Annotated in this window: 24 protein-coding genes and 1 pseudogene; 9 read left to right on the plus strand and 16 right to left on the minus strand. The window is 73.9% G+C overall.

Annotated elements, in window-relative coordinates; all coding sequences use genetic code 11:
- Positions 1–25 precede the first annotated feature (25 nt).
- From GKC29_RS04655 to GKC29_RS04665, 3 genes and pseudogenes are all read right to left on the minus strand, one after another.
- Positions 26–1,267 (minus strand): ATP-binding protein, encoded by a 1,242-nt coding sequence (locus tag GKC29_RS04655; protein ID WP_155329647.1) that lies wholly within the window; start codon positions 1,265–1,267, stop codon positions 26–28.
- A 149-nt stretch (positions 1,268–1,416) separates the two neighbouring features.
- Positions 1,417–1,819: pseudogene (locus GKC29_RS30485) on the minus strand (hypothetical protein).
- A gap of 559 nt (positions 1,820–2,378) precedes the next feature.
- Positions 2,379–2,888, minus strand: a complete 510-nt coding sequence (locus GKC29_RS04665; protein ID WP_155333983.1) for a hypothetical protein — start codon at positions 2,886–2,888, stop codon at positions 2,379–2,381.
- Between the two features lie 343 nt (positions 2,889–3,231).
- Between GKC29_RS04665 and GKC29_RS04670 the strand changes: the two genes are divergently transcribed.
- On the plus strand, positions 3,232–4,206 hold the full coding sequence (locus GKC29_RS04670) for an EamA family transporter (RefSeq protein ID WP_196255807.1): 975 nt from the start codon (positions 3,232–3,234) through the stop codon (positions 4,204–4,206).
- A 61-nt stretch (positions 4,207–4,267) separates the two neighbouring features.
- Here GKC29_RS04670 and GKC29_RS04675 read toward each other — a convergent pair whose 3' ends face one another.
- The 5 genes from GKC29_RS04675 to GKC29_RS04695 all read right to left on the minus strand — a co-directional run bounded on the left by GKC29_RS04675 (position 4,268) and on the right by GKC29_RS04695 (position 10,992).
- On the minus strand, positions 4,268–7,453 hold the full coding sequence (locus GKC29_RS04675; RefSeq protein ID WP_155329648.1) for a UvrD-helicase domain-containing protein: 3,186 nt from the start codon (positions 7,451–7,453) through the stop codon (positions 4,268–4,270).
- A 61-nt stretch (positions 7,454–7,514) separates the two neighbouring features.
- The gene (locus GKC29_RS04680) at positions 7,515–8,759 is read right to left on the minus strand and encodes a metallophosphoesterase (protein WP_155329649.1); all 1,245 of its coding nucleotides are present in this window, start codon (positions 8,757–8,759) and stop codon (positions 7,515–7,517) included.
- Between the two features lie 13 nt (positions 8,760–8,772).
- Entirely contained in the window at positions 8,773–9,066 is a 294-nt protein-coding gene (locus GKC29_RS04685) for a MoaD/ThiS family protein (protein WP_155329650.1), read from the minus strand.
- A 1-nt stretch (position 9,067) separates the two neighbouring features.
- Positions 9,068–10,081 carry a GTP 3',8-cyclase MoaA gene (gene moaA, locus GKC29_RS04690; protein WP_155329651.1) on the minus strand — a complete coding sequence of 338 codons (1,014 nt, stop codon included), beginning with the start codon at positions 10,079–10,081 and terminating at the stop codon, positions 9,068–9,070.
- On the minus strand, positions 10,078–10,992 hold the full coding sequence (locus GKC29_RS04695) for a fructosamine kinase family protein (RefSeq protein WP_155329652.1): 915 nt from the start codon (positions 10,990–10,992) through the stop codon (positions 10,078–10,080). Before GKC29_RS04695 ends, moaA begins: the two co-directional genes overlap by 4 nt.
- 241 nt (positions 10,993–11,233) lie before the next feature.
- Here GKC29_RS04695 and GKC29_RS04700 point away from each other — a divergent pair, with 241 nt between their 5' ends.
- A complete protein-coding gene (locus tag GKC29_RS04700; protein ID WP_155329653.1) occupies positions 11,234–12,394 on the plus strand; it encodes a DUF4192 domain-containing protein in 1,161 nt (386 codons plus the stop codon).
- Here GKC29_RS04700 and GKC29_RS04705 read toward each other — a convergent pair.
- Both GKC29_RS04705 and GKC29_RS04710 read right to left on the minus strand, forming a co-directional pair.
- On the minus strand, positions 12,391–12,594 hold the full coding sequence (locus GKC29_RS04705) for a DUF397 domain-containing protein (RefSeq protein WP_155329654.1): 204 nt from the start codon (positions 12,592–12,594) through the stop codon (positions 12,391–12,393). The genes GKC29_RS04700 and GKC29_RS04705 overlap by 4 nt on opposite strands.
- Complete coding sequence (locus GKC29_RS04710) at positions 12,585–13,352, minus strand: DUF5753 domain-containing protein (protein ID WP_155333985.1); 768 nt, start codon at positions 13,350–13,352, stop codon at positions 12,585–12,587. Before GKC29_RS04710 ends, GKC29_RS04705 begins: the two co-directional genes overlap by 10 nt.
- A gap of 115 nt (positions 13,353–13,467) precedes the next feature.
- On the opposite strand from GKC29_RS04710, the gene GKC29_RS04715 reads away from it, so the two are divergent.
- The 3 genes from GKC29_RS04715 (at position 13,468) to GKC29_RS04725 (ending at position 15,013) form a co-directional block, all read left to right on the plus strand.
- Positions 13,468–13,692 carry a hypothetical protein gene (locus GKC29_RS04715; RefSeq protein WP_155329655.1) on the plus strand — a complete coding sequence of 75 codons (225 nt, stop codon included), beginning with the start codon at positions 13,468–13,470 and terminating at the stop codon, positions 13,690–13,692.
- Positions 13,689–13,937, plus strand: a complete 249-nt coding sequence (locus tag GKC29_RS04720; protein ID WP_155329656.1) for a flavin reductase — start codon at positions 13,689–13,691, stop codon at positions 13,935–13,937. The genes GKC29_RS04715 and GKC29_RS04720 overlap by 4 nt, the downstream gene beginning before the upstream one ends.
- A 374-nt stretch (positions 13,938–14,311) precedes the next feature.
- Positions 14,312–15,013, plus strand: coding sequence for a GAP family protein (locus GKC29_RS04725; RefSeq protein WP_155329657.1), 702 nt, complete (start codon positions 14,312–14,314; stop codon positions 15,011–15,013).
- A 5-nt stretch (positions 15,014–15,018) separates the two neighbouring features.
- Here GKC29_RS04725 and GKC29_RS04730 read toward each other — a convergent pair whose 3' ends face one another.
- A complete protein-coding gene (locus GKC29_RS04730; protein WP_196255808.1) occupies positions 15,019–15,753 on the minus strand; it encodes a ZIP family metal transporter in 735 nt (244 codons plus the stop codon).
- A gap of 39 nt (positions 15,754–15,792) precedes the next feature.
- Positions 15,793–16,644: a formate dehydrogenase accessory sulfurtransferase FdhD gene (gene fdhD / locus GKC29_RS04735; RefSeq protein ID WP_155329658.1), complete on the minus strand. Its 852-nt coding sequence runs from the start codon at positions 16,642–16,644 to the stop codon at positions 15,793–15,795.
- A gap of 118 nt (positions 16,645–16,762) precedes the next feature.
- Between fdhD and GKC29_RS04740 the strand changes: the two genes are divergently transcribed.
- From GKC29_RS04740 to GKC29_RS04750, 3 genes are all read left to right on the plus strand, one after another.
- Positions 16,763–17,479 carry a molybdenum cofactor guanylyltransferase gene (locus GKC29_RS04740; protein ID WP_155329659.1) on the plus strand — a complete coding sequence of 239 codons (717 nt, stop codon included), beginning with the start codon at positions 16,763–16,765 and terminating at the stop codon, positions 17,477–17,479.
- Positions 17,476–17,742, plus strand: coding sequence for a DUF6457 domain-containing protein (locus GKC29_RS04745; protein ID WP_155329660.1), 267 nt, complete (start codon positions 17,476–17,478; stop codon positions 17,740–17,742). Before GKC29_RS04740 ends, GKC29_RS04745 begins: the two co-directional genes overlap by 4 nt.
- 88 nt (positions 17,743–17,830) lie before the next feature.
- A complete protein-coding gene (locus GKC29_RS04750) occupies positions 17,831–18,916 on the plus strand; it encodes a hypothetical protein (protein ID WP_155329661.1) in 1,086 nt (361 codons plus the stop codon).
- A gap of 84 nt (positions 18,917–19,000) precedes the next feature.
- Here the strand turns inward: GKC29_RS04750 and GKC29_RS04755 are convergent, their stop codons facing one another.
- Together GKC29_RS04755 and GKC29_RS04760 are read right to left on the minus strand one after the other, a co-directional pair.
- Positions 19,001–20,929, minus strand: a complete 1,929-nt coding sequence (locus GKC29_RS04755) for a beta-propeller domain-containing protein (protein WP_155329662.1) — start codon at positions 20,927–20,929, stop codon at positions 19,001–19,003.
- A gap of 106 nt (positions 20,930–21,035) precedes the next feature.
- A complete protein-coding gene (locus GKC29_RS04760; RefSeq protein ID WP_155329663.1) occupies positions 21,036–21,494 on the minus strand; it encodes an Lrp/AsnC family transcriptional regulator in 459 nt (152 codons plus the stop codon).
- Between the two features lie 59 nt (positions 21,495–21,553).
- On the opposite strand from GKC29_RS04760, the gene ddaH reads away from it, so the two are divergent.
- Positions 21,554–22,387 carry a dimethylargininase gene (gene ddaH / locus GKC29_RS04765; RefSeq protein WP_370463312.1) on the plus strand — a complete coding sequence of 278 codons (834 nt, stop codon included), beginning with the start codon at positions 21,554–21,556 and terminating at the stop codon, positions 22,385–22,387.
- Positions 22,388–22,551: 164 nt separating this feature from the next.
- Here ddaH and GKC29_RS04770 read toward each other — a convergent pair whose 3' ends face one another.
- Positions 22,552–23,751, minus strand: coding sequence for an ABC transporter substrate-binding protein (locus GKC29_RS04770; RefSeq protein WP_155329664.1), 1,200 nt, complete (start codon positions 23,749–23,751; stop codon positions 22,552–22,554).
- Positions 23,752–23,829: 78 nt separating this feature from the next.
- Complete coding sequence (locus GKC29_RS04775) at positions 23,830–24,627, minus strand: S9 family peptidase (RefSeq protein ID WP_155329665.1); 798 nt, start codon at positions 24,625–24,627, stop codon at positions 23,830–23,832.
- Positions 24,628–24,708 lie beyond the last annotated feature (81 nt).

Raw genomic sequence — 24,708 nt, forward strand, 5'->3', positions numbered from 1 at the left:
CGGGGACCCGGCCCGCCTGCCGCGCTCACGCCGGTTGGGTACGCAGGTAGCGGCCGAAGTGAGGGACGGTGAAGGCGACCGTGCCGCGCTCGCCGGAGTAGATCAGGCCCTTCTTGATCAGGGCGTCCCGAGCCGGGGAGAGACTCGCGGGCTTGCGGCCCAGGGCCCGGGCGATCTCGGCCGTCGGCACGGCGGCGTCCATGTCGTCCCGACCGCCGCCGTCGGTCTCGCCCTCGACCAGGGACAGTGTCGCCATGGCGCGCATGTACTCGCGTTCGGCGGGGGTGGCCCGCTCGAACCGGGAGCCGAAGAAGCCGACCGCCAGCTCCGCTTCCGCCTCGGGGGCCGCCACCCGCACGTCGGCGGCGGTGATCGGCGAGCGGGGCGCGTGGTCCCAGGTCGCCTTCCCGTACGCCTGGACGAAGTACGGGTAGCCGCCGGACTTCTCGTAGAGCAGGTCGAGTGCCTTCTGCTCGTACTCGACCTCCTCGCGCTCGGCCGGCGCGCACAGTGCCTGATCGGCGGCGATCCGGTCCAGCCGGTCGATGCGCTGGTAGCGGAAGAGCCGCTCCGAGTACGACTTGGCGGCGCTGAGCACGGCCGGCAGGTGCGGCAGGCCCGCGCCGACCACGATCAGCGGTGAGCCGAGCTGGGACAGCTCGTGGCACGCGGCGCAGAGCGCGGACACGTCCTCCGGGCCGAGGTCCTGCATCTCGTCGATGAAGATCGCGATGCCGGTGCCGACGTCCTCGGCGATCGCGGCGGCGTCGGAGAGCAGCTCGACCAGGTCGATCTCGATGTCGCCGGAGTCGGCCCGGCCGGTGGCGGCGGGCACGTCGATGCCGGGTTGCCAGCGGTCGCGTAGCTTCGGGCCCGCGCCACCGCGCCCGGTCGGGGCCGAGCGCTGCGCGAATGCCTTGAGGACGCCGAGGAACGCGTCGATCCGGTCCGGGGCGCGGTGCCGGGGTGCCAGCTCCCGGACCGCCATGTGCAGCGCGGCGGCGATCGGGCGGCGCAACGACTGGTCGGGCCGCGCCTCGATCTTGCCGCTGCCCCAGAGCCCGTTGATCGCCTGCGAGCGCAGTGTGTTGAGCAGTACCGTCTTGCCCACTCCGCGCAGCCCGGTGAGCATCAGGCTGCGTTCGGGTCGGCCACGGGCGATGCGTTCCAGCACGATGTCGAAGACGTCCAGCTCGCGCCCCCGCCCAGCCAGCTCGGGCGGGCGCTGGCCGGCGCCCGGGGCGTACGGGTTGCGGACCGGATCCACGCATCGGAGAGTATCGGGCCGTCTAGCGGCGAGGCTAGACATCCGTAGATGGGACTACCGGCGTGTCGGGGGTCAGTGCCGTCGCTGCGGGTCTCGACACAAAACTAGGGCTGTCTAGCGTCCACGCTAGACAGCCCTAGTTTCAGCGATCAGCGCTGCTTCAGGCAGAGCACGTAGTCGAGCAGGTTCACCGAGTTGTCGTGGACGTAGGGCGGTGGCCTGCGGCGCCAGGATCTCGCAGCGGTCCCCGTCGGTCGTGGCGGGGATGCGCAGCAGCACCTCGTACGTGTTCGGGCCGCACGGCACCTTGCGCAGCTCGGCGTCGTCGTCGGTGCCGTCGTTGACCACGCAGTCGCCCTTGGCGAAGTCGTCGCCCTCGTCGTCGGTGGGCGTCGGCGCGCTGGTCGGCAGCGGATCCCGCGTCGGGTCGACCGGAGCGGTCGGCGCGGGGGGCGCGACAGAGGTCTCGTTGTCGGCCACCTGCCAGACCGCCCAGCCGGCGAGGCCGAGACAGGGGCAGAGCAGGAGCAGCACGACCAGCCCGATGATCAGCGCGATCCGACCGCCGCGCTGCTTCGCGGGTGCCGGGGGCATCGGATACCCACCGGGCGCGCCCCACGGCCCGCCCGCGGCGGGCACGGTGCCCGGCGGGACCGGGCCGGTCGGGGAACCGGCGGAGGGGAACGCACCGGGCGTCGGACCGGCCGGCGGGTACGGCCCGGGCGGCGGGAACCCGGAGGCCGTCGGCGGCGGGTAGCCCGAGCCGGAGGTTGGCGGCGGCGGGTAGCCCGAGCCGGAGGTTGGCGGCGGCGGGTAGCCGGCACCGGACGGCGGCGGCGGGAATCCCGAGCCGGACGGCGGCGGCTGGTGGACCGTCGGGTCGTCGCCGGTCTGCCGGACGGTGGGCTCGTCGCCGGCTGGCGGCCTGGCCCATTGCGCAACGGTCGGGTCGGCGTCGGACGGGGGTGCGTCCCACCCGGGAACGGTCGGTGGTTCCGGCGTGCCGGCGGGCTGCGGCGCCCCCTCCGGCGGGCCGGGCTGGCGCTGGGTCTCGTCGTCCGGCGGGCCGGCTGATCCGTACGTGGTCATCACTACCCCAGGGTGCGGTGGCTCAGCGCTGCTTCAAGCAGAGCACGAAGTCGAGGGTGTCCAGTTCGCTGTCGAAGAAGTACCAGTTGGTGTAGTTGTCGACCTTCGCGCACTTCGCCGCGGCGTCCTTCTCACCGGTGGTGGGGCCGTCGACGCGGTGCAGCACCTCGTACGTCTTCGCGGCGCACTCGCTGATCAGCAGCTTGGGCTTCCCGCCGGCCGGTCCGTCGTTGCGGACGCACTGACCGACCTTCACGAAACGCGGGTCGGCCGAGGACTCGGGGGCCGCGACGCTCGGCGCCGGGCTCGCCTGGTCGCTCGGCCCGGCCGATCCGGGGGCGGCCGCAGCCGTCGGAGACGCCGCCGGTGGCGTGGGCTCGCCCTGGCCGAGCAGGTAGAGGACGGTCGCCCCGCCGCCGAGCACCAGCAGCAGGACGGCGGCGAGCACCGCGATCAGCGGGCCCTTGCGGCGGGACGGCCGGGAGGGGGGTGCCGGATCACCGCCGTGGCCGCCGGGGTCGCCCGAGTGCACGGGCCGCCCGTCCGCGGGCGCGGACCAGGGCGAGTACGCCGGCCGGTACGGCTCGGTGCCGTACCCCTGCGGTGAGCCGTACCCGGCGTGCGGTGGGTCGTCGGGGCGCGGCGGGCGGTCGTACCCCGGGGGGTAGCTGCCGGGGTTCGGGCCCGGCGGGTACGCGTCCCGCCACCCGCGCTCCGGCGGCCCGTACGCGTCCCCGGCGCGTCGGCCCCGCCACGGCTCCCCGGCGGTGCCGTCCGGTGGTCCGTAGTTCGCCATGCGCCCCTCCTGCACGAGTGGTGAGGCCGGCCACCTCGCTGGGACGCCGACATCCCCGCCACCGTAGCGTGGCGGTGCGATGAGCTCACCTCCGCCAAGTGCGACACCGACCACCGGCCCGGCCGCCGTCTCCGGCGGGCCCGGCATCGCCCCCGCGCTCGTCTGGACGGCACTGCTGCTGGTGTACGTCCTCTGGGGCTCGACCTACCTGGGCATCCGGATCGCCGTGGAGTCGCTGCCACCCCTGGCCTCGGCGGCGCTCCGGTTCGCGGCCGCCGGCCTGGTCCTCGCGGTCGTGCTGCGGCTGCGCCGCGGCCCCGGCGCCCTGCGGGTCGACCGGCGTCAGCTCCGCTCCGCCGCGCTGGTCGGCGTGCTCCTGCTGGCCGGCGGCAACGGGCTCGTGGTGCTCGCCGAGTCCGGGCCGCCGGGCGTGGCGGTGCCGTCCGGGATCGCCGCGCTGCTCGTGGCCACCGTGCCGCTGCTGGTGGTGCTGCTGCGCTCCGCCACCGGCGACCGGCCGGGACTCGCCACGCTCGGTGGGGTGACGCTGGGCTTCGCCGGCCTCGTCCTGCTGGTGCTGCCGACCGGCGGAGTGGGGGCGGTGCCGCTGGTCGGCGCGTTGACCGTGGTCGCGGGGGCGACGAGCTGGTCCGTCGGCTCGTTCCTGTCCGGCCGGCTGCCGATGCCGGCCGACCCGTTCGTCGCCACGGTGTACGAGATGTTCGCCGGGGCGGCGGTGCTCGCACTTCTCGCGGTGGGGCGCGGAGAGCTGCGCGGCTTCGATGCGGGCGCGGTCACCGCCCGGTCGTGGTGGGCGCTGGCGTACCTGATGGTGTTCGGCTCGCTGGTGGCCTTCACCGCGTACGTGTGGCTGCTTCACCACGCCCCGATCTCGCTGGTCAGCACGTACGCGTACGTCAACCCGGTGGTCGCGGTGGCGCTCGGCGCGCTGCTCGTGGCGGAACCGGTCACGCCGCAGGTACTGCTGGGCGGCGCCGTGATCGTCGCGGGCGTCGCGTTGGTGGTCACGACGGAACGCCCGGCCCGCCGCTGAGCGATCGGTGTTAGGAAGGGACCCTTGTACAACGCCAGGCGTTAACAAGGGGCCCTTCCTTTCAGATCAGGCGGAGCTGGCGGTCCTTGGGGCGGCGGGGTTCCGTTTCGCCGAGGCGTTCGAACAGGCCGGGGTCGATGGTGTCCAGGAACGGGGACGGGCGACAGTCGCGCTCGGTGCCCTGCCGGATCCGGCGGGCGGCGTGGCTGACGTAGAGGCGGTCCTGCGCCCGGGTCAGGCCGACGAAGAAGAGCCGCCGCTCCTCGGCCACCGCGTCGTCGTCCGGCTCCGATCCGGGCCAGCGCAGCGGCAGCAGCCCGTCCTCGGCGCCGACCAGGAAGACCACCGGGAACTCCAGCCCCTTGGCGGCGTGCAGAGTGAGCAGCGTGACCGCCTCGGCGCGCGGGTCGAGGGCGTCCACCTCCGCGCCGGTGGCGAGCTGGGACAGGAACAGCTCCAGGTCGTCGCCGCAGCGCCGGGCCAGCGGGGTGAGCAGGTCGACCGCCACCCGCACGTCGTCCGGCCGGACCGTGCCCGACCCGTCGAGGGTGGGCGTGGCGAAGCGCTCGGCGACCAGCTGGCCGGCGAGGCGCACCCGGGCCGGCAGGCCACCGCCGAGGCCGTTGGCGTGCCGCAGCTCGCGGGCGATGGCGGCCACCCCGGGCCGGTCGCGCAGCCGGTCGTGCGAGCGCTTCTGCACCGGGATGTTCGCCCGGGTCAGCGCGTCCACGATCGGCGCCGCCTGCGAGTCGGTGCGGTAGAGCACGGCGATGTCGGAGAACGACAGCGTGGTCGTCCGCCCGTCGATCCGTCCCGAGTCGAGCGAGCGGTGCGAGAGCCCGCCGACCAGCTCGTCGACCGTACGGACGACGAAGTCGGCCTCGTCGGCGACGGACGTGGCGGCGTACCGGCCGACCAGCGGGGCCTCCGGGTCGAGCCGCGCCGGGTCCAGCCGGCGGCCCCGGACCAGCGACGACGGTGCGATCGCCTGCACCGCGGCGGCCAGGATCGGGGCCGACGAGCGGTAGTTGCGGTTGAGCCGGACCAGCCGGGCGTCGGTGAAGTCCTGCGAGAAGCGCAGGAAGTACCCGACGTCGGCGCCCCGGAAGGAGTAGATCGCCTGGTCCGGGTCGCCGATCGCGCAGAGGTTGCCGTCGGCGGGGCTGAGCAGCCGCAGCAGCTCGTACTGCACCTCGTCGACGTCCTGGTACTCGTCGACGAAGATCCACCGCCACCGGTCCCGGTACGCCTGCACCAGCTTCCGGTCGGCCCGCAGCAGCGCCAGCGGGAGCGTGAGCAGCTCGTCCAGGTCGACCAGGTCCTGCTTGCGCAGCAGTGCGAGGTAGCTGTCCCGGTCGTCGCCGGCCTCCACCCGGGCCGCCGCCCGGTCCGCGTCGTCGGCGATCCGGAAGTCCGCCGGCAGCCCGGCGGCCCCGGCGTTCTCCCGCAGGATCTGGAGGCCCACCGAGTGGAACGTGCCGACGGTGACGTCCTCGGCGACCGGCCCGAGCAGCCCGTCCAGGCGGTGCCGCAGCTCCTCGGCGGCCCGCCGGGTGAACGTGATCGCCAGGCAGTGCTCCGGGAAGACGTTCAGCTCCGCGCACAGGTACGCGATCCGGTGGGTCAGGGTGCGGGTCTTGCCGGTGCCCGGGCCGGCGACGATCAGCAGCGGCCCGCCCGGCGCGGAGGCGGCGACCCGCTGCATCGCGTCCAGCCGGTCGAGCAGGCCCGTACCGACCTCCTCCATCCCGGACAGCATCGGCTCGAACGGCTCGTGCGGTGAGGGCGGCGGCGCGATCGGAGGCGGGGGCGGCGCCGCCCGCTTCGGCTCCGGCTTCGCCGCCGGGCGCTTGGCCTTCGGCTTCGGCGCCGGCTCCACCGGCCGGCGCTGCGCCGGCACGGGTACGTCGAACAGCGTCTCCTGGGTGGCCGGCCCACCGCCGCCGCCCAGCTCGGCCGGGTCGAAGAGGGTGATGACGCCGTACTCGCCGTCGTAGCCCGGCACCCGGCGGACCTCGCCGCGGCGCAGCCGGCCGATCCCCTCGGCGAGCAGGTCGCCGCCGACCCGGCCGATCTCGTCCAGCGGCGTATGGGTGAGGATCTCCAGCTCCGGGCCGAGCGCGGCGACCAGCTCGTTGAGCTTGCCCTCGACCCTCTTCGACCGGGGGCCCACCTTGTTGATCTCGCCGAGGATCTCGGCCAGCGGCACCAGGTGGGTGACGTCGCGGGCGTGGGCCGGCCGGTGCCCCTCGGGCCGGTCGGCCAGCTCCTCGACCCGGCTGAGGACGCCGACGGTCAGCGGCTTGCCGCACTCCGGGCAGCGCCCGCCGGCCGCCCGGGTCCGCTCCGGCGCCCAGTTGACGCCGCAGAGCCGGTGACCGTCCGCGTGGTACTTCCCCTCTTCCGGGAAGAACTCGATCGTCCCGGCCAGCCCGTCGCCGGTCCGCAGCGCCTCGCGGATGGCGAAGTAGTCCCGGTCGGAGGTGAACACCGTGGCCTCCCGGGCCAGCGCCGGCGGGGAGTGCGCGTCGGAGTTCGACACCAGCTGGTAGCGGTCGAGGCTGCCGACCCGCCAGTTCATCCCCGGGTCGGAGGAGAGACCGGTTTCCACCGCGAAGATGTGCTCGGCCAGGTCGGCGTAGCAGTCGGCGATGGCGTCGAAGCCGGACTTGGAGCCGAGCGCGGAGAACCACGGCGTCCAGATGTGCGCCGGCACCAGGTACCCGTCCGGGCTCGCCTCCAGGGTGATCTCCAGCAGGTCTCGGGAGTCGAGACCGAGGATCGGACGGCCGTCCGACCCGAGGTTCCCGATCCGCCCGAGCGCGGTGTTGAAGCGGGCCACCGCGTCCAGGTCGGGCAGGTAGATCAGGTGGTGCACCTTGCGCGTCCGGTCGTCGCGCTTGTAGATCGTGGAGATCTCCACGCTGAGCATGAACCGGACCGGGTCGGTCTCCGCCTCGCTGGCGAGCCGCGGCGGCAGCCGGCGCGCGATGTCCCGCTCGGCCTCCGGGCTCAGCCGGTGCAGGCCCGGCTCGGCCGGGTGCAGGGTCTCGCGGAGGTGGTCGTACCAGGCGGGGTGCGTGAAGTCACCGGTGCCGAGCACGGCGACGCCCTTGCGCCGGGCCCACCAGCCGAGGTTCGGCAGGGTGAGGTCACGGCTGCACGCGCGCGAGTACTTCGAGTGGATGTGCAGGTCCGCGACGAAGGGCGGGAGGCCACCGGGGGGTGCGGCGCTGATCGGAGGCACGCCGCATCCTGCCACGCCGCCCACACCGTACGCCCGCCGCCACGCTCGGGGGTGAGCTGCGCTATGCCGAGCGCAGCTCGACGAGGGTGATCTGCGGTTCGGCGCCGACGCGGACCGGGGGACCCCAGAACCCGGCGCCGTTGGTGACGTAGACCTTCGTGCCGTCGACCTCGCCGAGGCCGGAGACCACCGGCTGCTGGAGCTTGACGAGGTAGTTGAAGGGCACGATCTGGCCGCCGTGCGTGTGGCCGGACAGTTGCAGGTCGACGCCGTACTTCGCGGCCTCGAACGCCGCCACCGGCTGGTGCGCGAGGAGCACCACCGGCCGGCTCGGGTCGCGGTCGCCGAGCGCGGCGGCGTAGTCCGGCGGCCCGGCGAGCCCGGTGCCCTCGGCCTCGGCGTCGTTGACCCCGGCCAGGTCGAGCGCGCCGCCCCGGGCCGCGATCTCCACCCGGCGGTTCTGCAGGACCCGCAGGCCGAGGCGGTCCACCTCCCGCACCCACTCCTCGACTCCGGAGTAGTACTCGTGGTTGCCGGTGACGAAGTAGCTGCCGTACCGGGAGCGCAGGCCGCGCAGCGGCGCCGCCGCCTCACCCATCTCGGCGACCGTGCCGTCGACCAGGTCGCCGACGACCGCGACGATGTCGGCGTCCAGCCGGTTGATGGCGGCGACGATCCGCTCGGTGTGCGCACGCCCGCGCAGCGGGCCGAGGTGGATGTCGGAGACCGTGGCGATGCGCAGGCCGTCCATGCTCCGGGGGAGCTTCGCCAGGGGGATCCGCACCCGGTCCAGCTGCGGCGGGCCGAGGGCGGTGCGGACGCCGTACCCGGTCAGACCGGTGGCGGTGAGCCCGGCGAAGATGGCCGCCCCACGCGCGAGCAGCAGCCGCCGGGTGGGGTCGTGGTCCGGCTGCCCGACCGCTGCGGCGGCCGGCGGGTCGGCCGGGCCGGCGGCCCCCACCAGGGCGGGCTCGGGGGCGGCGGCCGTGGGTTCCGCGGTCGCGACCCGGCGGCGCAGCACCAGCCGGGCCACCAGCATCGGGATCTCCAGCGCCGCCAGCAGGACCAGCAGGTAGAACATGACCGCGAGCCAGACGTAACCGGGCCAGGCGAGCCAGTACGCGCCGGCGCGGGTGCCCACCATGGTGGCGGGTACGAGCAGCGCGAGCACCAGCACCGTGATCGAGCCGATCCGCCGCCAGCGACCCGCCGTGGTGGTGTCGCGCACCAGCCGCTTCCACAGGTAGAGGTGGATCAGACCGGTGATCAGCGCCAGGGTGGCGACGAACCCGAGAACCGCCAACAAGGTTGAGCCTCCCTCAGCCGCCCGCGAAGGGCGGTAGGACGTCGATCGTGGCCCCCGCCGGCAGCGGTGCCCGACGATCATGACAGGTCACGCCGTCGACCAGGAAACTCGCCGCGCGCAGCACGGTGGCGAGCCGTTCGCCGTGCCGGTCCGCGAGCTCGCTGAGGAGATCATCGAGCGAGCCACCGGCGGAGGCGGTCTCCTCGGCCCGGCCGGCGGCGGCCCGCGCCCCGGCGAAGAAACGGACGGTGAGCGTGCTGGCGGCAGCCCGGTCGGGCGCGTCGTGTGCGGGACGGGGGTCGGGCACGTCAACCTCCGATCGCCGACATCGGCCGGGTCGGTTGCAGGAAGGTCGGGTCGTCGATGCCGTGACCGGCCCGCTTCCCCCACATGGCGGCGCGCCAGCGCCGGGCCAGCTCGTCGTCGTCCGCGCCGGCGCGCAGCGCCCCGCGCAGGTCGGACTCCTCGGTGGCGAAGAGGCAGTTGCGGACCTGCCCGTCGGCGGTGAGGCGGGTGCGGTCGCAGTCGCCGCAGAAGGGCCGGGTGACGCTGGCGATCACCCCGACGCGCGCCGGGCCGCCGTCGACCAGCCAGGTCTCGGCCGGCGCCGCGCCGCGCGCGGCCGGGTCAGCGCTCAGGGCGTACGCGGACCGCAGCCCGGCCAGGATCTCGTCGGCGGTGACCATGCTCGCCCGGTCCCAGCCGTGCTGGGCGTCGAGTGGCATCTGCTCGATGAACCGCAGCTCGTAGCCGTGGTCGAGGGCGAACCGGAGCAGCGCCGGAGCCTCGTCGTCGTTGACACCCCGCATCAGCACCGCGTTGACCTTGACCGGGGTGAGCCCGGCCGCCGCCGCGCCGGCCAGCCCGGCCAGCACCGCGTCGAGCCGGTCCCGTCGGGTCAGCCGGGTGAAGCGTTCCCGGTCCAGCGTGTCCAGCGAGACATTCACCCGGTCCAGGCCGGCGGCGCGCAGGGTCGGCGCCAGCCGGTCGAGCCCGATCCCGTTGGTGGTGAGCGAGATGCGCGGGCGGGGGGCCATCGCCGCCACCGCCGTGACGATGCCCACCAGCCCCGGGCGGATCAGCGGCTCGCCGCCGGTGAACCGCACCTCGGTCACCCCGAGGCGGGTCACCGCGACCCGGATCAGCCGGATCACCTCGTCGTCGTCGAGTAACTGCGGCCCGGCGAGCCAGGGCAGCCCTTCGGCCGGCATGCAGTACGTGCAGCGCAGGTTGCACTTGTCGGTCAGGGAGACCCGCAGGTCCCGGGCGACGCGGCCGTACCGGTCGACGAGGACGCCGACGGTCGGCGGGGCGACGCTCACCCGTCGACGGTAGCGCGGTCGGACCCGTTCAGGGCGGACCGGGCGGTGTGGGCGACCGCATCCCGGTACGCCGAGCCGAACAGCGCTGCGTGCACCAGCATCAGATGGAGTTGGTGCACCGGGACGCGCTCCCGCCAGCCGTCGGCCAGCGGCCACGCCTCCTGGTAGGCGGCGAGGATCCGGTCCAGGTGGGGTGCGCCGCCGAAGAGCGCCAGCTGGGCGAGGTCGGTCTCCCGGTGGCCGCCGTGCGCCGCGGGATCGACCAGCCACGCCCGGTCGTCCGCGCCCCAGAGCACGTTGCCCGGCCACAGGTCGCCGTGCACGCGGGCCGGCGGCTCGTCCCCGCCCAGCTGTGCGATCCGGGCCGCGACCTGCTCCACCAGGGCCTGCTCCGCCGGGCCGAGCGCGCCGTTGTCGATCGACATCCGCAGGTACGGCACCAGCCGGCGCTCGGCGAACCAGCGCGACCAGGGGCCCGCGTCGGGGCTGTTGTCCGCCGGCAGCGCACCGATGAAGCCCGGCCACCCGGCGCCGAAGGCGGGCGCGCCGGCCCGGTGCAGCTCGGCCAGCTCCCGGCCGAACCGCTCCGCCGCCTCCGGGGTCGGCTCGCCCGGGTCGACCCACTCCAGTGCCAACAGGTCGGGCAGCGCCACGATCACCTCGGGTACGGCGACCGTGCCTGTCTCCCGCAGCCAGCGCAGCCCGGCCGCCTCGGTGGCGAAGAAGTGGTCCGGCCGTGGCCGGGCGGCGTGCTCCGGCCAGGTCTTGGCGAACACCGAGTGCCCGTCGTCGAGGGTGAGGCGGGAGGCGGCACAGCTGTCGCCCCCGGAGACCGGCGTCTCCCGGATCCTCTGGTGGGTCAGGAAGGTCGGCAGGTGCTCCGGGTGCGCCCGCAGGTACGCCAGATCCATGCCTCGGAACGGTAGCGGGTGGGCGGTGCCGCTCCCGCGCCGATCGGCGGGGCTTCCTGGGGATCTTGGAAGATTTCGGCCCCTCCGGGGGCCGTTTCCTTCCAAGGTCTTTCCTTGTGGTGCTTGCGCGGTTGGTGCGGATGCGGCCTGAGCTGCGGCATTACCGTGCGTAGCTGTGGATGACCCGCGTGTCGTCCACAGGGGCGGACGAGGGGTGGTCGGGCGGTGCAGGCTGCCGTGCATGAACTCGACCGATGTTCCTCGGCTGTCCCTCCGGTCCCCCGGCGACCTGATCGCCGCCGTGCCCTACCTGCTCGGGTTCCATCCGGCCGACAGCGTGGTCGTGGTGGCCATGCACGGCAAGCGGGTCACCTTCGCCGCCCGGTCGGACCTGCCGGCACCCGCCGGTCCGGCCGGGGGCCGGACCGAGCCGTCCAGGCCGGCTGGTGAGCCGGTCCGACACGTGGCCGAGCCGTCCCGGTCGGTGGATGGGGCGGTCGGGCACGTGACCGGGCCGTCCCGGTCGGCGGATGAGGCGGCCCGGCATCTGGCCGCGGTGGTGGCCCGGCAGGTCGCCGACCGCGCCACGGTCCTCGGCTACGGCTCGGCGTCCCGGGTCACCCCCGCCGTCGACGCGGTCCGCGCGGCGCTCGCCGATGCCGGAATCCCCGTCCTCGACGCGCTGCGGGTCACCGACGGCCGGTACTGGTCGTACCTCTGCGACGAGCCGGAGTGCTGCCCGCCCGACGGCACCCCCTACGACACCGGGTCGAGCGAGGTCACCGCCGCCGCCGTCTTCGCCGGTCAGGTCGCGCTGCCCGACCGCGCCGCCCTCGCAGCGCAGGTGGCACCCGTCGACGGTCCGGAGCGTGTCGCCCTGCGGCAAGCCACCGAACGGGCCGGGCGGCGGCTCGCCGACCTGCTCGACTCGGCACCCGGAGCCGACGTGCTCGGCGGCCGTACGGTGCGCGCGGCCGGGCGGGCGGCGATCCGTGTCGCCGGTCGAAGGCACCGCAACGGTGAGCGGCTGGACGACGACGAGGTGGCCTGGCTGAGCGTGCTCCTGACCGACGTGGCCGTCCGCGACCACGCCTGGGAACGCACCGACGGGCGGGACGCCGACATCGCGCTCTGGACCGACGTGCTGCGCCGGGCGGAGCCGGAGTTCATCGCCGCGCCCGGCTCGCTGCTCACCTTCGCCGCTTGGCGGGCGGGACACGGGTCGTTGGCGGCGGTGGCACTGGAACGCGTGCTCACCCTGCACCCCGGGTACTCGCTCGCCCTGCTCCTGGACGACCTGCTCCGGCGCGGCGTGCCGCCGGCACACCTGGACGGCTGGCCGGCGGTACGGCTGCCCGGCGTGGTGCGCCGTCGGAAGCGGGGTCGACGTGGCCCCCGCTAACTTCCGCTACCTGCGCGGGCGGCGACTCCGGTCACGAAGGCGTGCCAGGCGGTCGGCGTGAAGTTGAGGGTGTCGCCGTCACGGTCCTTGCTGTCGCGGACGAGGACGACCCCGGGCAGGTTGGCGGCGACCTCGACACAGTCGCCGCCGTTGTTGCCGCTCCTGGTGCTCTTGCGCCACCGGGCGCCGGTCACGTCCATGCTTCCGCCGCTTCCTTGAGCAGTCCCCGCGATCGTCCCCTGGGAAGTGCCTGTCCCCGGATGATTTCCCAACGTCGATCCAGCGTAGCAATTTCCGAGGGCTGCTCGATGATCTGTGCCTGGGCCTGGCTGTCGACGTGGGCGACCCGCCCGCCCTTGGCCAGTTCGGCGATCGTGAAAGGTCCGCCGAGTCCCGGGTACATGCCGACGTCGGCCGGAACGACGTGGACGTGGACCGACGGAAGGCCGGCGCACTCGGCGAGGTAGGCACACTGCTCGCGCATCAGGTCACGGTCGCCGTAGGCCGACCGGCGGAGCACGGCTTCGTCGATCACCGCGATCAGCAGAGGCGGCCGAGTGCGGCGCAGGATCGCTTGACGCGACAGTCGGGCGGCGACCAGGGCGTCCAGCTCTTCGGCCGCTAGTGGCTCGTCGGCCAGGGTCGCGCGTGCGTACGCCTCCGTCTGCAACAGGCCGGGCACCCAGGACAGCTGGTAGGCCCGAAGCGCTACGGACTCACGCTCGATGTCGGCCCACGGCCGGAACCACACCGGTTCGCGGCGTTTGAGGACGTCCGGCCAGAGGTCCCCTACGTCACGGCCGAGCAGGGCGGCGACACGGGACCGGTGGCGGGGTTGCGGGATGCGTCCCGGGTTCACCCACCGTTGTGCGGTCTTCGGGTCGACGCCGACCTGGCCTGCGAGGGACTCCGCCGTCTCGCCCGCCTCGGCCATCGCCGCGATGAGGACGTGGTTCATGCCGCCTCCACCGAGGACGTCCAGGATTTCCGGTAACCATATCGCAACGCTGTGTAGCCGTCCGGCCGCGATCGACAGGATGGGGCCACGTCGATCGTCCACCTGGGAGGTTTCCGTGAGTCTCGTGGTCGGCAGCACGATCCGGGTGCCGGAGGACTCGTACCGGTTCGGCACCGGACCGCTGGTCCTGCACATCTCCGAGGTGCTCGGCCGTACCGTGATCGAGGGGCACGAGTGGGCCGAGCTGCGCGGGCGGGAGGTCCGCGAGGACGGCTCTGTCGCGGTCCGCGAGCGCTACGCCTCCGTGCGTGTGGACCGGGTCCGAGTGGTCCCGCGGTGAGCCGCGTCCGGGCGCACCTGCCGACGCGGCCGACGTGGCGCTGTGCGGCCTGCGGCATCGCCTGGCCCTGTTCCCCGGCCAAGCTCCGCCTGCTCGGGGAGTACCGGACCGACCGTCCGGCCCTGCTGATCTACCTGGCCACCCTCCAGGCGGAGGCGGGGGACGACCTGGCCGCGCTCGACGGCACTACCTCGCCCATCGACCTCAACGATCGCTTCATCTCCTGGGCGCGCGTTCGCACATGACCGATCCGCGCGCCATGCGGGCGATTGCCCACCCCACCCGGTTACGGAGGCATCGGTGCGGCACCTGGGAGGCCATTCCGCTCGGTGCCGTTAGCGCGGGCGTCGCCAGCGAGCACGTCGGCACTACGCCGACGCTCGTCGCGGTCGGTGCCGCGTACCTCTTGGTGGTCCTCACGCCTGCTCGGCGGCCCGTGGCGGACCATGGCCCGGCACTGTTGGCGGGGGGCCCTTCATCTACCGCAGGCGTTGAAAGGGGACCTTTCCTTGCACCGGGTCCGTCGAAGGATGTACGCGCTGTTCGTGCCCCAGGGCGAGTGCAGCGGCGCTCCGGCAACGGACGATTGGTCGGTGATCGGAATCGGAAGTGACCGCCGGTGAGCGCCGGCCTGCTGCTCTCCCTCGCCGGCCTGGCGCTGATCGACAGCACCAGCATCGGCACGCTGTTCATCCCGGTGTGGCTGCTGCTGGCTCCCGGGCCGGTCAGCGTACGGCGGATCCTGACCTACCTCGGGACGATCGCCGGCTTCTACCTCGGGGTGGGCCTGTTGCTGTTCTGGGGCGGCAGCAGCCTGGCCGACCTGCTCGACGGCGCCCTGGACACCCGGCCGGTGCTGTGGGGGCAGCTCGTGCTCGGAGTGGGCCTGTTCCTGCTCAGCTTCCGGTACGGCGGGAAGCGCAGGACGGGCGGCGGCGGTGCGGTCCTGCGGTGGCGTGACCGGGCGACCGCCGGTGACGCGTCGGTGCGCTGGCTGATCGGGCTGGCCCTGCTCGCCGCGCTCGCCGAGGTGGCGACCATGCTGCCGTACCTCGGTGCGCTCGGCCTGCTCGCCACGTCCGGGCTCGGCGGGCCGGCCGTGGCGGGGGTGCTCGCCGCGTACTGCCTGGTGATGGTGCTGCCGGCGGTGCTGCTGCTGGCGGCCCGGGTGGCCTGGCCGACCTGGATCGAGCCGCTGCTGGCACGTCTCAACGGCTGGATCACGCGGACGTCGGGCAGCACCCTGGGCTGGGTCCTCGGCATCGCCGGTTTCCTCATCGCCCGCGACGCCGCCGCCCGTCTGGGCCTCTTCGAGCGGTGAGGATCTCAGGCGGCCAGAGCGACCCCCCACAGCAGCGCGAGCCCGGTGAAGAAGCCGATGGTGTGGATGGTCTTGTCGTGGGCGGCCGGTCTCGTGGTGAGTTCGGGGACCAGGTCCGCCAGCGCGATGTAGATGAAGTTCCCGGCGGCGAACGGCACCAGCACCGCCACGTCGAGACGCCCGGCGAGCCCGTACGCGGCGACCGCGCCGACCAGCACCGCCGAGGCGGAGATCAGGTTCCAGACCAGGGCTCGTCGCCGGCTCCAGCCGCTGTGCACCAGGATGCCGAAATCGCCCATCTCCTGCGGTATCTCGTGTGCCGCCGCGATCAGCCAGGTGACGATGCCGAGCCGGACGTCGGTGACGAAGGCGGCGCCGATGGCGAGCCCACCGATGAGGTTGTGCAGGGCGTCGGCGATCAGGATCAGGTATCCGACCGGCCGGTGTGCCCCAGGCGGGCGGTGGCAGTGATGCCAGTGGAGGAACTGCTCCAGAACCAGGAAGGCCAGCAGCCCGGCGGCCAGCCACGTGTAGACGGCGAGGTCGTTGCCGAGCCTCGCGACCGACTGCGGCAGCAGGTGGAAGAGCGCGCCGCCCAGCAACGAGCCGGCGGCCAACGCGACCAGCGGTAGCACGATCCGCTCGAAGATCCGTTCGGGCAGGACGAGGGTCAGGCTTCCGCTCAGCGCCAGGAGGGTCATCGCCGTGCCGGCCACGATGATCCAGGCCAGTGTCGGCACGGCTGTTCACCTCCTCCTGCCGGCCGTCAGGTGCTGAGCTCAGTGCACCACGCGCTGCGGGTTGGCGTAGACGTTCATGGAGCGGCCGCGCAGGAAGCCGACCAGGGTGATGCCCGCCTCGGCGGCCAGGTCGGCGGCGAGCGTGCTCGGCGCCGACACCGCCGCGAGCAGCGGTACGCCCGCCATCCACGCCTTCTGCGTCAGCTCGAAGCTGGCCCGTCCGCTGACCAGCAGCAGGTGACCGGCCAGCGGCAGGCGCCGCTCGCGGACCGCCCAGCCGACCACCTTGTCCACGGCGTTGTGCCGGCCCACGTCCTCGCGCAGCACGACGAGCTCGCCGTCCGCCGTGAACAGCCCGGCAGCGTGCAGGCCGCCGGTCCGGTCGAAGGCGTGCTGCGCCGCGCGCAGCCGCTCCGGCAGGTCGACCAGGACCGCCGCCGGCACCCGCAGCGCGTCGTCGGCCACCGCGAAGAGCGACCGGGTACGCACCGCGTCGATGCTCGCCTTCCCGCAGACCCCGCAGGAACTGGTGGTGTAGAAGTTGCGGGCCGGGTCGGTGGCCGGCTCCGGCACGCCGGGCGCGAGCACGACGTCCACCACGTTGTACGTGTTGGGTGTCTCCGCACCGGCGCAGAGCTGGGCGGTGTGCACGTCGTCGGCCGACCGGATCAGCCCCTCGGTGAGCAGGAAGCCGACCGCCAGGTCCAGGTCGTCCCCGGGCGTACGCATGGTGACCGCCAGCGGTCGCCGCCGCCCGGGACCCGCCGGGCCGACCCGGATCTCCAGCGGCTCCTCCACGGCGAGGGTGTCCCGGCGGCGGACCGAGGTGCGCCCCTCCGCCGCGTCGAGGTCGATGCGCAGTACGCCGCGCCGGTCAGTCGCCCGTCCCATTCCGCCATCCTGCCTCCGGCGGCCGGGGTGATCCACTCGATCTCCGGGAGCGGGTCGATCCACCCGATGCCGCCGGCATGGCGGCATCCGGGACGCGGGACACCGCGATGCCGCCGGCATGGCGTACGGAACGCCGGAGACCGCACTGCCGCCGGCACCCGACGGCAGCGCCGGCGGCTACGGTGGCCGGGTGAGCGCGTACGCGGCGGTGGTGCTGGCCGGCGGTGCCGCCCGGCGGATGGGCGGCGTGGACAAGCCGGCCCGGCCGGTCGGCGGCCGGCCCATGCGGGACCGGGTGCTGGCCGCGGTCGCCGACGCAGCCCCGCGCATCCTGGTGGGCCCGGCGGCGGCGGTGCCGGATGGCGTGCTGGTCACCCGGGAGGAGCCGCCCGGCGGCGGGCCGGTCGCCGCGACCGCGGCCGGGCTGGCCCTGCTCCCCGGGGACGCGACCGTGGTCGCCCTGCTCGCCGCCGACCTGCCGCTGCTCACCCGCACCGCGATCGGCAACCTGCTGCGCCACCTCGACAGCGGGTCAGACGGCGTGTGCTTCGTCGACGAGGCGGGGCGGCGGCAGACCCTGTGCGGCGTGTGGCGGGCCGCCGCGCTGCGCAGCGCGGTGGACCGGCTCGCCGCCGGCCGGGCACCGGGGCGTACCTCGACAGCCGGCCGGGCACCGGGGCGTACGTCGACAGCCGGCCTGGCCGGGGCGCCGCTACGGGCGCTGCTGCACGGGCTGACCGTCCAGGAGGTGCCGTGGCGCGGGGAGGGCCCGCCGCCGTGGTTCGACTGCGACACTGACGAGGACGTACGCCGGGCGGAGGAGTGGGCACGATGACGGTGATGGACGAGTGGGTCACGGCGGCCTGCGCGGAACTCGGCCTCGACCCCGCTAAGGTGCCCGTCCCGACCGTGCTCGACCTCGCGAAGGACGTGGCCCACCAGGTTCTGCGCCCGGGCGCACCGGTCACCGCGTACCTCCTGGGGCTCGCGGTCGGCGCTGGCGCGGACCCGGCCGGCGCCGCGGCCCGGCTCCGCGACCTGGCCGCCAACTGGCCCGTCGAACTGGGCGCCGAAGGCCCCGGCGACCACCCGGCCTGACGGGCGTCCCGGCTGTCCGATCCCGGTCGGCCCTGATTCGCACCACCCGGTCCGTGGGTAGGGTGACCTTGAACGGACGGAGGCGATCATGACGGCGGACCACCCCCCGACGCCGGCCGGCGGCCTGCCGGAGCACCACGAGTCGATCCTGCTCGACGAGCCGACCACGGCCGACCTGCGGGCGAAGGTGACGCAGGCCTGGCGGGAGTTCGCCCGGGCGCTCGCCGAGCGACTGGGCTCGCTGCCGGCCGGAGCGCACGTCGACCTGACGCTCGACCCGACCGCCTCCGGCACCGGCGACGCCGTCTACTCCATCGGCATCGACGTGGGCCCCGACGGGACGCTCGCCGCCAGGGCGGTCGGCAACGCCGGCCTGCCCGCGGGGTACCGGCTGGACCGCGCGGCCGTGGCGGACATGGTGGCGCTCGGTTGGTCACCGCCCGGTGTCGTCGAGGGTTCCGGCGAGCAGTTCGGCCTGGACGGCACCGCCGCCGAGGCGACCCAGCTCGCGGCGCTGTTCTCCCGCACGCTGCGTGACGTCTACGGCGCCCCGCACCCGGCCTTCCTCGTGTACCTGATCCACGACGCCGACGGGGAGCCGCTCGAGGGCGCGCCGCTCGGCACCGCGCGCAGCGAGTTCGGCGTGGACCGCGACGTCGAGGCGGACCTCGACGAGGCGCTGAACGCCGCGCAGCCGGTCAAGGACGACGTGCTCGGGCTGGCCGAGCGGGTCCGTACGGTCGTCTCGACGATGCTCAAGTCGGATTCCGACCGGCTCCAGGTCGACTCGGACGGGGACATCAACATCCGGGCCGGCTCGGCGATGGTGTTCGTCCGGGTCCGGGACAATCCGCCGCTGGTCGACGTCTTCTCCCCGGTGCTCACCGAGGTCGAGCCGACCGAGCGGCTGTACGTGAAGCTGTCCGAGCTGACCAACCGGATGCCGATCGGCCGGCTCTACTGCGCCGACGACACGGTCTGGGCGTCCATCCCGGTGTTCGGCCGCAACTTCCAGGCCACCCACCTCATGCTCGCGGTGCAGGTGATGACCGGCCTCGCGGACGAGCTGGACGACCGGCTGCACGGAGAGTTCGGCGGAAAGCGCTTCTTCGGCGAGGGGGACAAGCCGGTGAAGCGCGAACCGGGCGAACACCGCACCGGCATGTACCTGTGACGCCGCGGCGCCGGCCGGGGACCTGACGATGGGTGAGGCCCGGAACCCCGAACGACCGGGCCCCACCCACCGGGGGAGGAAGGGTCAGGTCGAGGGGAGCCAGGCGAGGCTCCGTGCGGTGCCGGGGTCGCTGGCCCGCAGGCCCGCGTCCGACACGGTCCACAGCACGCCGTCGACGACCAGTGACCGGGTGACGGCAGCCGCCGGGTGGGTCACGGCACCCTGCTCGGTGATCGTGTCGCCGGCGACCCGGAACAGGCGTACGCCCTGGTCGACCGGGACGGCCAGCAGCCCGGTTCCCGGTTCGTACAGGAAGGCGTGCGGGTCGTGCTCGGCCCTGGACCAGCCGCCGGGCCGGTGCCAGCGGTCCAGCCGGGCCGGCCGGGCGGGATCCCGGACGTCGAAGAGGGAGACCTGGACGCCCTTCACCCGGCCGTTCCGGTCGGCCTCCTGCCCGACCCCGAGCAGCCGGCCGTCCGCGACGGGGTGCAGGTACTCCGAGTACCCGGTGATCTTCAGCTCGCCGGTGACCTTCGGGGCGGCGTGGTCGGTGAGGTCGAGGGCGTAGAGCGGGTCGGTGCGCCGGAAGGTCACCACGTACGCCGTGCCGCCGAGGTAGCGCACCGAGTAGATCCGTTCGCCCCGGCCGAGCCCGGTTACCGCGCCGACCGGCACCAGGGCGTCGGCCGTCCGGCGCAGCACGTGCACGCCGGACTCCGAGGTGCGCTCGCCGGTGCCGGTGGTGGTGGCCACCCGCAGGTGGCCCTCCCACTCCGACAGCGCGTACTGGTTGACGAGCCAGCCCGGCACGGTGCCGGCGGCGACGTAGCGTGGGCGCCCGGGGGATCCGGTGTCGAACTGGTAGATGTCGGTGACGAAGGGACCGGTCGGCCGCAGCCACCGGCCCGGGACCGGCTCGCCGCCGACCACCCGCTGCGCGGCCAGGTAGAGGCTGCCGCCGGTGCCGTAGACGGTGTCCGCGTCGGCGGCCACGCTGACCGGGTCACCGTCGGCGAGCCGGTCGGCCGTGAGGTCGAAGCTGAGCACGGTCAGCACCGACGAGCCGGTGGCGGTGGCCGGCCGGCTGAGCCGGTCGCAGCCGACCCGCCCGGTCCGCCGTTCCGCCCCGGCCGTCCACTCGTACGCCGGGAGCCACGCGTCGATCCCGGCGGCGGCGACGGCGGCCCGGTTGGCCGTGGTCCGGACCGCCTCGTCGCTGGCGGGCAGGTACGGGAACGCGACCCGGGCGCCGGAGCGGACCACGACCCGGGCGGTGGCAGCGGTCTGCCGGGCGTCGACGGTGCCGCCGTCGATCCGGTACGTCCCGAGCACGCGGGGAGCGCCGGCCAGGTCGACCAGCACCAGCCGGGTGCCGGGCAGCCGGGTGGGTGCGAAGGGCTTCTCGGCGGGCCGTCCCTCGGGTACCCGGATCGCCGGCCCGGCGGGGGACATCGCGGAGTCGGTGAGCACCAGGGCGCGGTCCCCGTGCAGGAACAGGTCGTGCTGCGCCCAGCGGAGGTCGGCGTCACCGTCGCCGGCGAGGTCGAGCCGACCGGTGATCCGCCGGGTGGCGGGGTCGACGACCCGGAGGACGCCGCCGGTGATCGTGACGATCCGCCGACCGTCGGTCTTGACCAGGTCCGGCTCGTCGACGCCCCGTTCCTGGACGTTGGTGCCGGAGTACGCCTTGGCGCCGGCCTGTTCCGCCGCGGCGCCGGCCCGTTCCGCCGCACCGGCGGCTGCGGGCTGCATGTCGAGCGTGCGGCGGCCCGGCCACGCCGTCCCGTCGTCGGCGAAGCCCCACGGGCCGACGTGCGCGGCGGCCGCGGCGCGCAGGTCGGCGAGCGCGTCGGCGCAGGAGTCGAACGAGACCAGCCGGAGCGGGGTGCCCGGTCCGGTGGGCGCCGACCGGGGGGTGTGCGCGGGTGTGGTGGCGGGCAGCACGCTGCTCCCCGCGAGCAGGGTGAGGGCGAGCAGCGTGCCCGCCGCGACGGTCGGCCGTGCCGGTGTCATGCCCACTCCGACGCCGCCGGCCCCCGCCCGGTTCCCGGTAAGGAAGGGCCCCTTTTCAACGCCTCCGGTAGAGGAAGGGGCCCTTCCAATCACCCCCGGGGCCGGTTCAGCCGGCCGACGGGCCCACGCCGGGCGACTCCACCAGCCGGGAGAGCACGATGGTGCTGCGGGTGGAGGTCACGAAGGACTCGGCGCGCAGCCGTTCCAGCGCCGCCTCCAGGTGGGCGATGTCGGCGGCGCGCAGGTGGACGAGGGCGTCCGCCTCGCCGGAGACGGTGTACGCGCCGACCACCTCGGGGTGCCGTCGGGCGGCCACTCCGATCTGCGCCGGGGTGGTCCGGCCGGCGCAGAACAGCTCGACGAACGCCTCGGTCGTCCACCCCACGGCGGCCGGGTCGACGACGGCCGTGAATCCCCGGATGACCCCGGCCGAGCGGAGCCGATCGACCCGTCGCTTGACCGCCGGAGCGGAGAGTGAGACCCGTTGCCCGATGTCGGCGTACGAGGCACGGGCGTCGGCGACGAGCAGCGCAATGATTCGCTGGTCAACCGCGTCTATCTGCAACGTTCCGCCTCCGGGAAGCAATGGTTGTGGCTGTTACCGATGTTCCACGGTACCTACCCTTGGTCACCGTGAACCAGCAGCGAGTGCCGCGAAAGCGGACATATCTCATGTGCTCGCCCGAGCACTTCGCGGTCGAGTACGCGATCAACCCGTGGATGGACGTGACCACCGCGGTCGACGCGGAGTTGGCGGTCAAGCAGTGGGACCGGCTGCGCGAGACGCTGGTCGGTCTCGGCCATGAGGTGCACCAGCTCACCCCCGAGCCGGGCCTGCCCGACATGGTGTTCGCGGCCAACGGCACCTTCGTCGTCGACGGCACCGTCTACGGCGCCCAGTTCAAGCACGAGCAGCGGGCCGCCGAGGCGGCCGCCCACCGTGCCTTCTACGAGGCGCAGGGCTGGCGGTTCATCGCGCCGACCGTGACCAACGAGGGCGAGGGCGACTTCGCGTACCTGCCGGAGGCGCACGGCGGCCTGATCCTCGCCGGGTACGGCTTCCGGACCGACCCGGCCGCCCATGCCGAGGCCCAGGAGGCGCTCGGTCGGCCGGTGGTCTCGCTGCGGCTGGTCGACCCCCGCTTCTACCACCTCGACGTGGCGCTCGCGTCGATCGACGACACCAACATCGTCTACTACCCGGGCGCCTTCTCGGTGGCCAGCCAGAAGGTGCTCGCCCAGCTCTTCCCGGACGCGGTCGTCGCCGACGACGAGGACGCGCTCGCGTTCGGCCTGAACCTGGTCAGCGACGGCCGCAACGTGGTGCTCAACAGCGAGGCCACCCGGCTCGCCGGGAAGCTGAAGGCCGCCGGCTACCAGCCGGTGCCGGTCGAGCTGGCCGAGCTGAAGAAGGGCGGCGGCAGCGTGAAGTGCTGCATCGCCGAGCTACGCCACTAGGACCTTCGTCACGACCCGCAGGCCGGCCAGGGACTTCGACAGACCCTGGCCGCGGCTGGCGACGGGACGTCGAGAGGCGCCCCGGCGCGGAGCACGAAGGGCCGGCCTCCCCCGCCAGGGGAGGCCGGCCCTTTCGCGTCGGTTCCGGCCCGGAGGCCGTCGGTTCAGCCCAGGGTGGCCAGTTCGGTGATGAGGACGTTCGACAGCACCTGGCCGTCCATCTGGACCTCGCGCAGGTACCACTTCTGCTGCGGCGTACGCGGCTGGTTGAACTGCCACACGCCACGCGGGCTGTCGATCTGGCCGACCCGGCCGAGCGCGAGGTTCACCTGCTGCGGGGTGGGTGAGTCGCCGGCGATCCGGATCGCCTGGTCGAGCACCTGCGCCGCGTCGTAGGACGCCATGGCGTACGTGGTCGGCGAGCTGCCGTGCTTCTTGCGGTACGCCGAGGCGAAGAGTCGGTTCGCCGCGTTGTTGATGTCGGCGGAGTAGTTCAGGGCGGTCTGGATGCCCAGCGCGTCCCCCGGCGTGTTCTCGAAGCTCTCCAGCACCTTGCCCTCGGTGAGGAAGCCGGGGGCGTAGACAGTGCCCCGGAACCCGGCGTCGCGCAACTGCTTGATGAACTTGACCGCCGCCTCGCCGTTGAAGAAGCAGAACATCGCGGTGGGCTCGGCGTCGAGCGCCCGATCGATGTCCGTGGCGTAGTCGGCCCGTTCCGCGACGGCGTCCGTCGTCCAGGTCACCGGGTCCTCGATCCGGGGGTCGGACTCACCGAACTCCTGCCGGAAGCCGCGCAGCACGTCCTCGCTGGCGAGGCCCTTCGGCATGACGATGGCCAGCTTCGCCGACGCCGGAAGCCGCGTCCGCAGGTAGCTGCCGAGCGCACGACCGGCCTCGTCCAGCACGTACGACGTCCGCCAGATGTAGACGACGCTCTGGAGGCTGGTCGGCGAGGCGTTGGACCCGACGAGCGGCACCCGCGCCTGCTCCACCGTGTCCCGGATGCCGAGCATGACGGCCGAGCTGGCCACCCCGGTGAGCGCCAGCACACCCTGCTTCAGCAGGCCCTCGACGGCGGCCTTGCCGCTCTCCGGCTTGCCGCCCTCCTCCGCGGTCAGCAGTTCCGTCGGATGGCCGCCAAGCTGCGCCTGGTTGAGGTCGAGGAAGAGCTGGAAACCGTTGATGATCTCGGTGCCGATGACCTTGAGGTCGCCGGTCTGGGGCGCCACCAGGCCGATCTTGATCGGGCTCAGCGTCGGGGTGGAATCGGCCCCGCTGTCGTCGGTGCCGCATCCGCCGACGAGTCCGGTCGTACCGAGCGCGGCCAGCAGTTGTAGGGCCCGCCTGCGGTTCATCTGCGACACCGAGTTCCTTCCGAAGGGGTGCAGGGGCGGGTCTCGCCCCTCCGGCGTTCTACCTGCTCCGCGACGCTCCGTCAATGCCTAGTGATCTTCATGCAATGACCGCAACGCAGCGGCAACCTCGGGCCAGGCCGCGGACTCGGGGTCGATCAGGCCGAAGTGCTCGCAATCGGGCAGCTCAACGAGGCGTACGTCACTTCCGGCGGCCTGTGCCGCAGCCGCGAACTCCCGGCTCATGCCGACCGGCACCTGGCGGTCGAGTGCACCGTGGATGATCACGCTCCGTGTTCGGATAGGCACCAACGATCGTGGATCACAAGCGGCGTACCGGTCCGGTACGTCGGCCGGGCCACCGCCGAGCAGCGCGGCGACCGCACCGGAGTCCAGGTCCAGCCGGTACGCCTCGGCCAGGTCCGCCACCGGCGCGAGGGCCAGCACCGCGCCGACCTCCACCGGCGCGACCGCCGCCACGAAGAGGGCGAGGTGGCCACCGGCCGAGTGGCCGACCAGGATCGGCGCGCCCGCAGCCACCCGGCCGGGCAGCGCCTCGGCAGCCAACCGCGGCAGCTGGGTCACCGCGGTCAGGACGTCGGCGAGGGTTGCCGGCCAGCCGCCGCCGGGTTGTCCGGTCCGGCGGTACTCCACCTGGGCGACCGGGTAGCCGAGCGCGGCGAGCGCGCTGGCGAGCGGACCGGTGTGCCCCCGGTCGTACTCCGCCCGCCAGAAACCCCCGTGCACGACGACCACCAACGGCAGGGCCGGTCCGCTGCCGGCCGGCCGGCGCAGGTCCGCGATCTGGTCCGGGTGGTCGCCGTACGCGACGGTGACGTCCGGCGCCGGCGCGGGGCGGGTGAGCACGGCTCGCGGGTCGCTGGGCATGCCCGCGACGGTAGCGCGCCACCGGCACCCGATCGTCGTCGACAGCGGCTCCCGGGGCGCATCCCGGCGGGCGACTGGGTA

It is taken from the genome of Micromonospora sp. WMMC415 (assembly GCF_009707425.1).
Lineage (GTDB): Bacteria > Actinomycetota > Actinomycetes > Mycobacteriales > Micromonosporaceae > Micromonospora.

Coding starts and splice junctions, on each gene's coding strand:
- GKC29_RS04670 (WP_196255807.1), top strand. CDS start 3,232: ATGAGCTCACCTCCGCCAAGTGCGACACCGACCACCGGCCCGGCCGCC.
- GKC29_RS04695 (WP_155329652.1), bottom strand. CDS start 10,992: ATGGATCTGGCGTACCTGCGGGCGCACCCGGAGCACCTGCCGACCTTC.
- GKC29_RS04700 (WP_155329653.1), top strand. CDS start 11,234: ATGAACTCGACCGATGTTCCTCGGCTGTCCCTCCGGTCCCCCGGCGAC.
- GKC29_RS04705 (WP_155329654.1), bottom strand. CDS start 12,594: ATGGACGTGACCGGCGCCCGGTGGCGCAAGAGCACCAGGAGCGGCAAC.
- GKC29_RS04710 (WP_155333985.1), bottom strand. CDS start 13,352: ATGAACCACGTCCTCATCGCGGCGATGGCCGAGGCGGGCGAGACGGCG.
- fdhD (WP_155329658.1), bottom strand. CDS start 16,644: ATGGGACGGGCGACTGACCGGCGCGGCGTACTGCGCATCGACCTCGAC.
- GKC29_RS04740 (WP_155329659.1), top strand. CDS start 16,763: ATGGCGTACGGAACGCCGGAGACCGCACTGCCGCCGGCACCCGACGGC.
- GKC29_RS04745 (WP_155329660.1), top strand. CDS start 17,476: ATGACGGTGATGGACGAGTGGGTCACGGCGGCCTGCGCGGAACTCGGC.
- GKC29_RS04750 (WP_155329661.1), top strand. CDS start 17,831: ATGACGGCGGACCACCCCCCGACGCCGGCCGGCGGCCTGCCGGAGCAC.
- GKC29_RS04755 (WP_155329662.1), bottom strand. CDS start 20,929: ATGACACCGGCACGGCCGACCGTCGCGGCGGGCACGCTGCTCGCCCTC.
- GKC29_RS04775 (WP_155329665.1), bottom strand. CDS start 24,627: ATGCCCAGCGACCCGCGAGCCGTGCTCACCCGCCCCGCGCCGGCGCCG.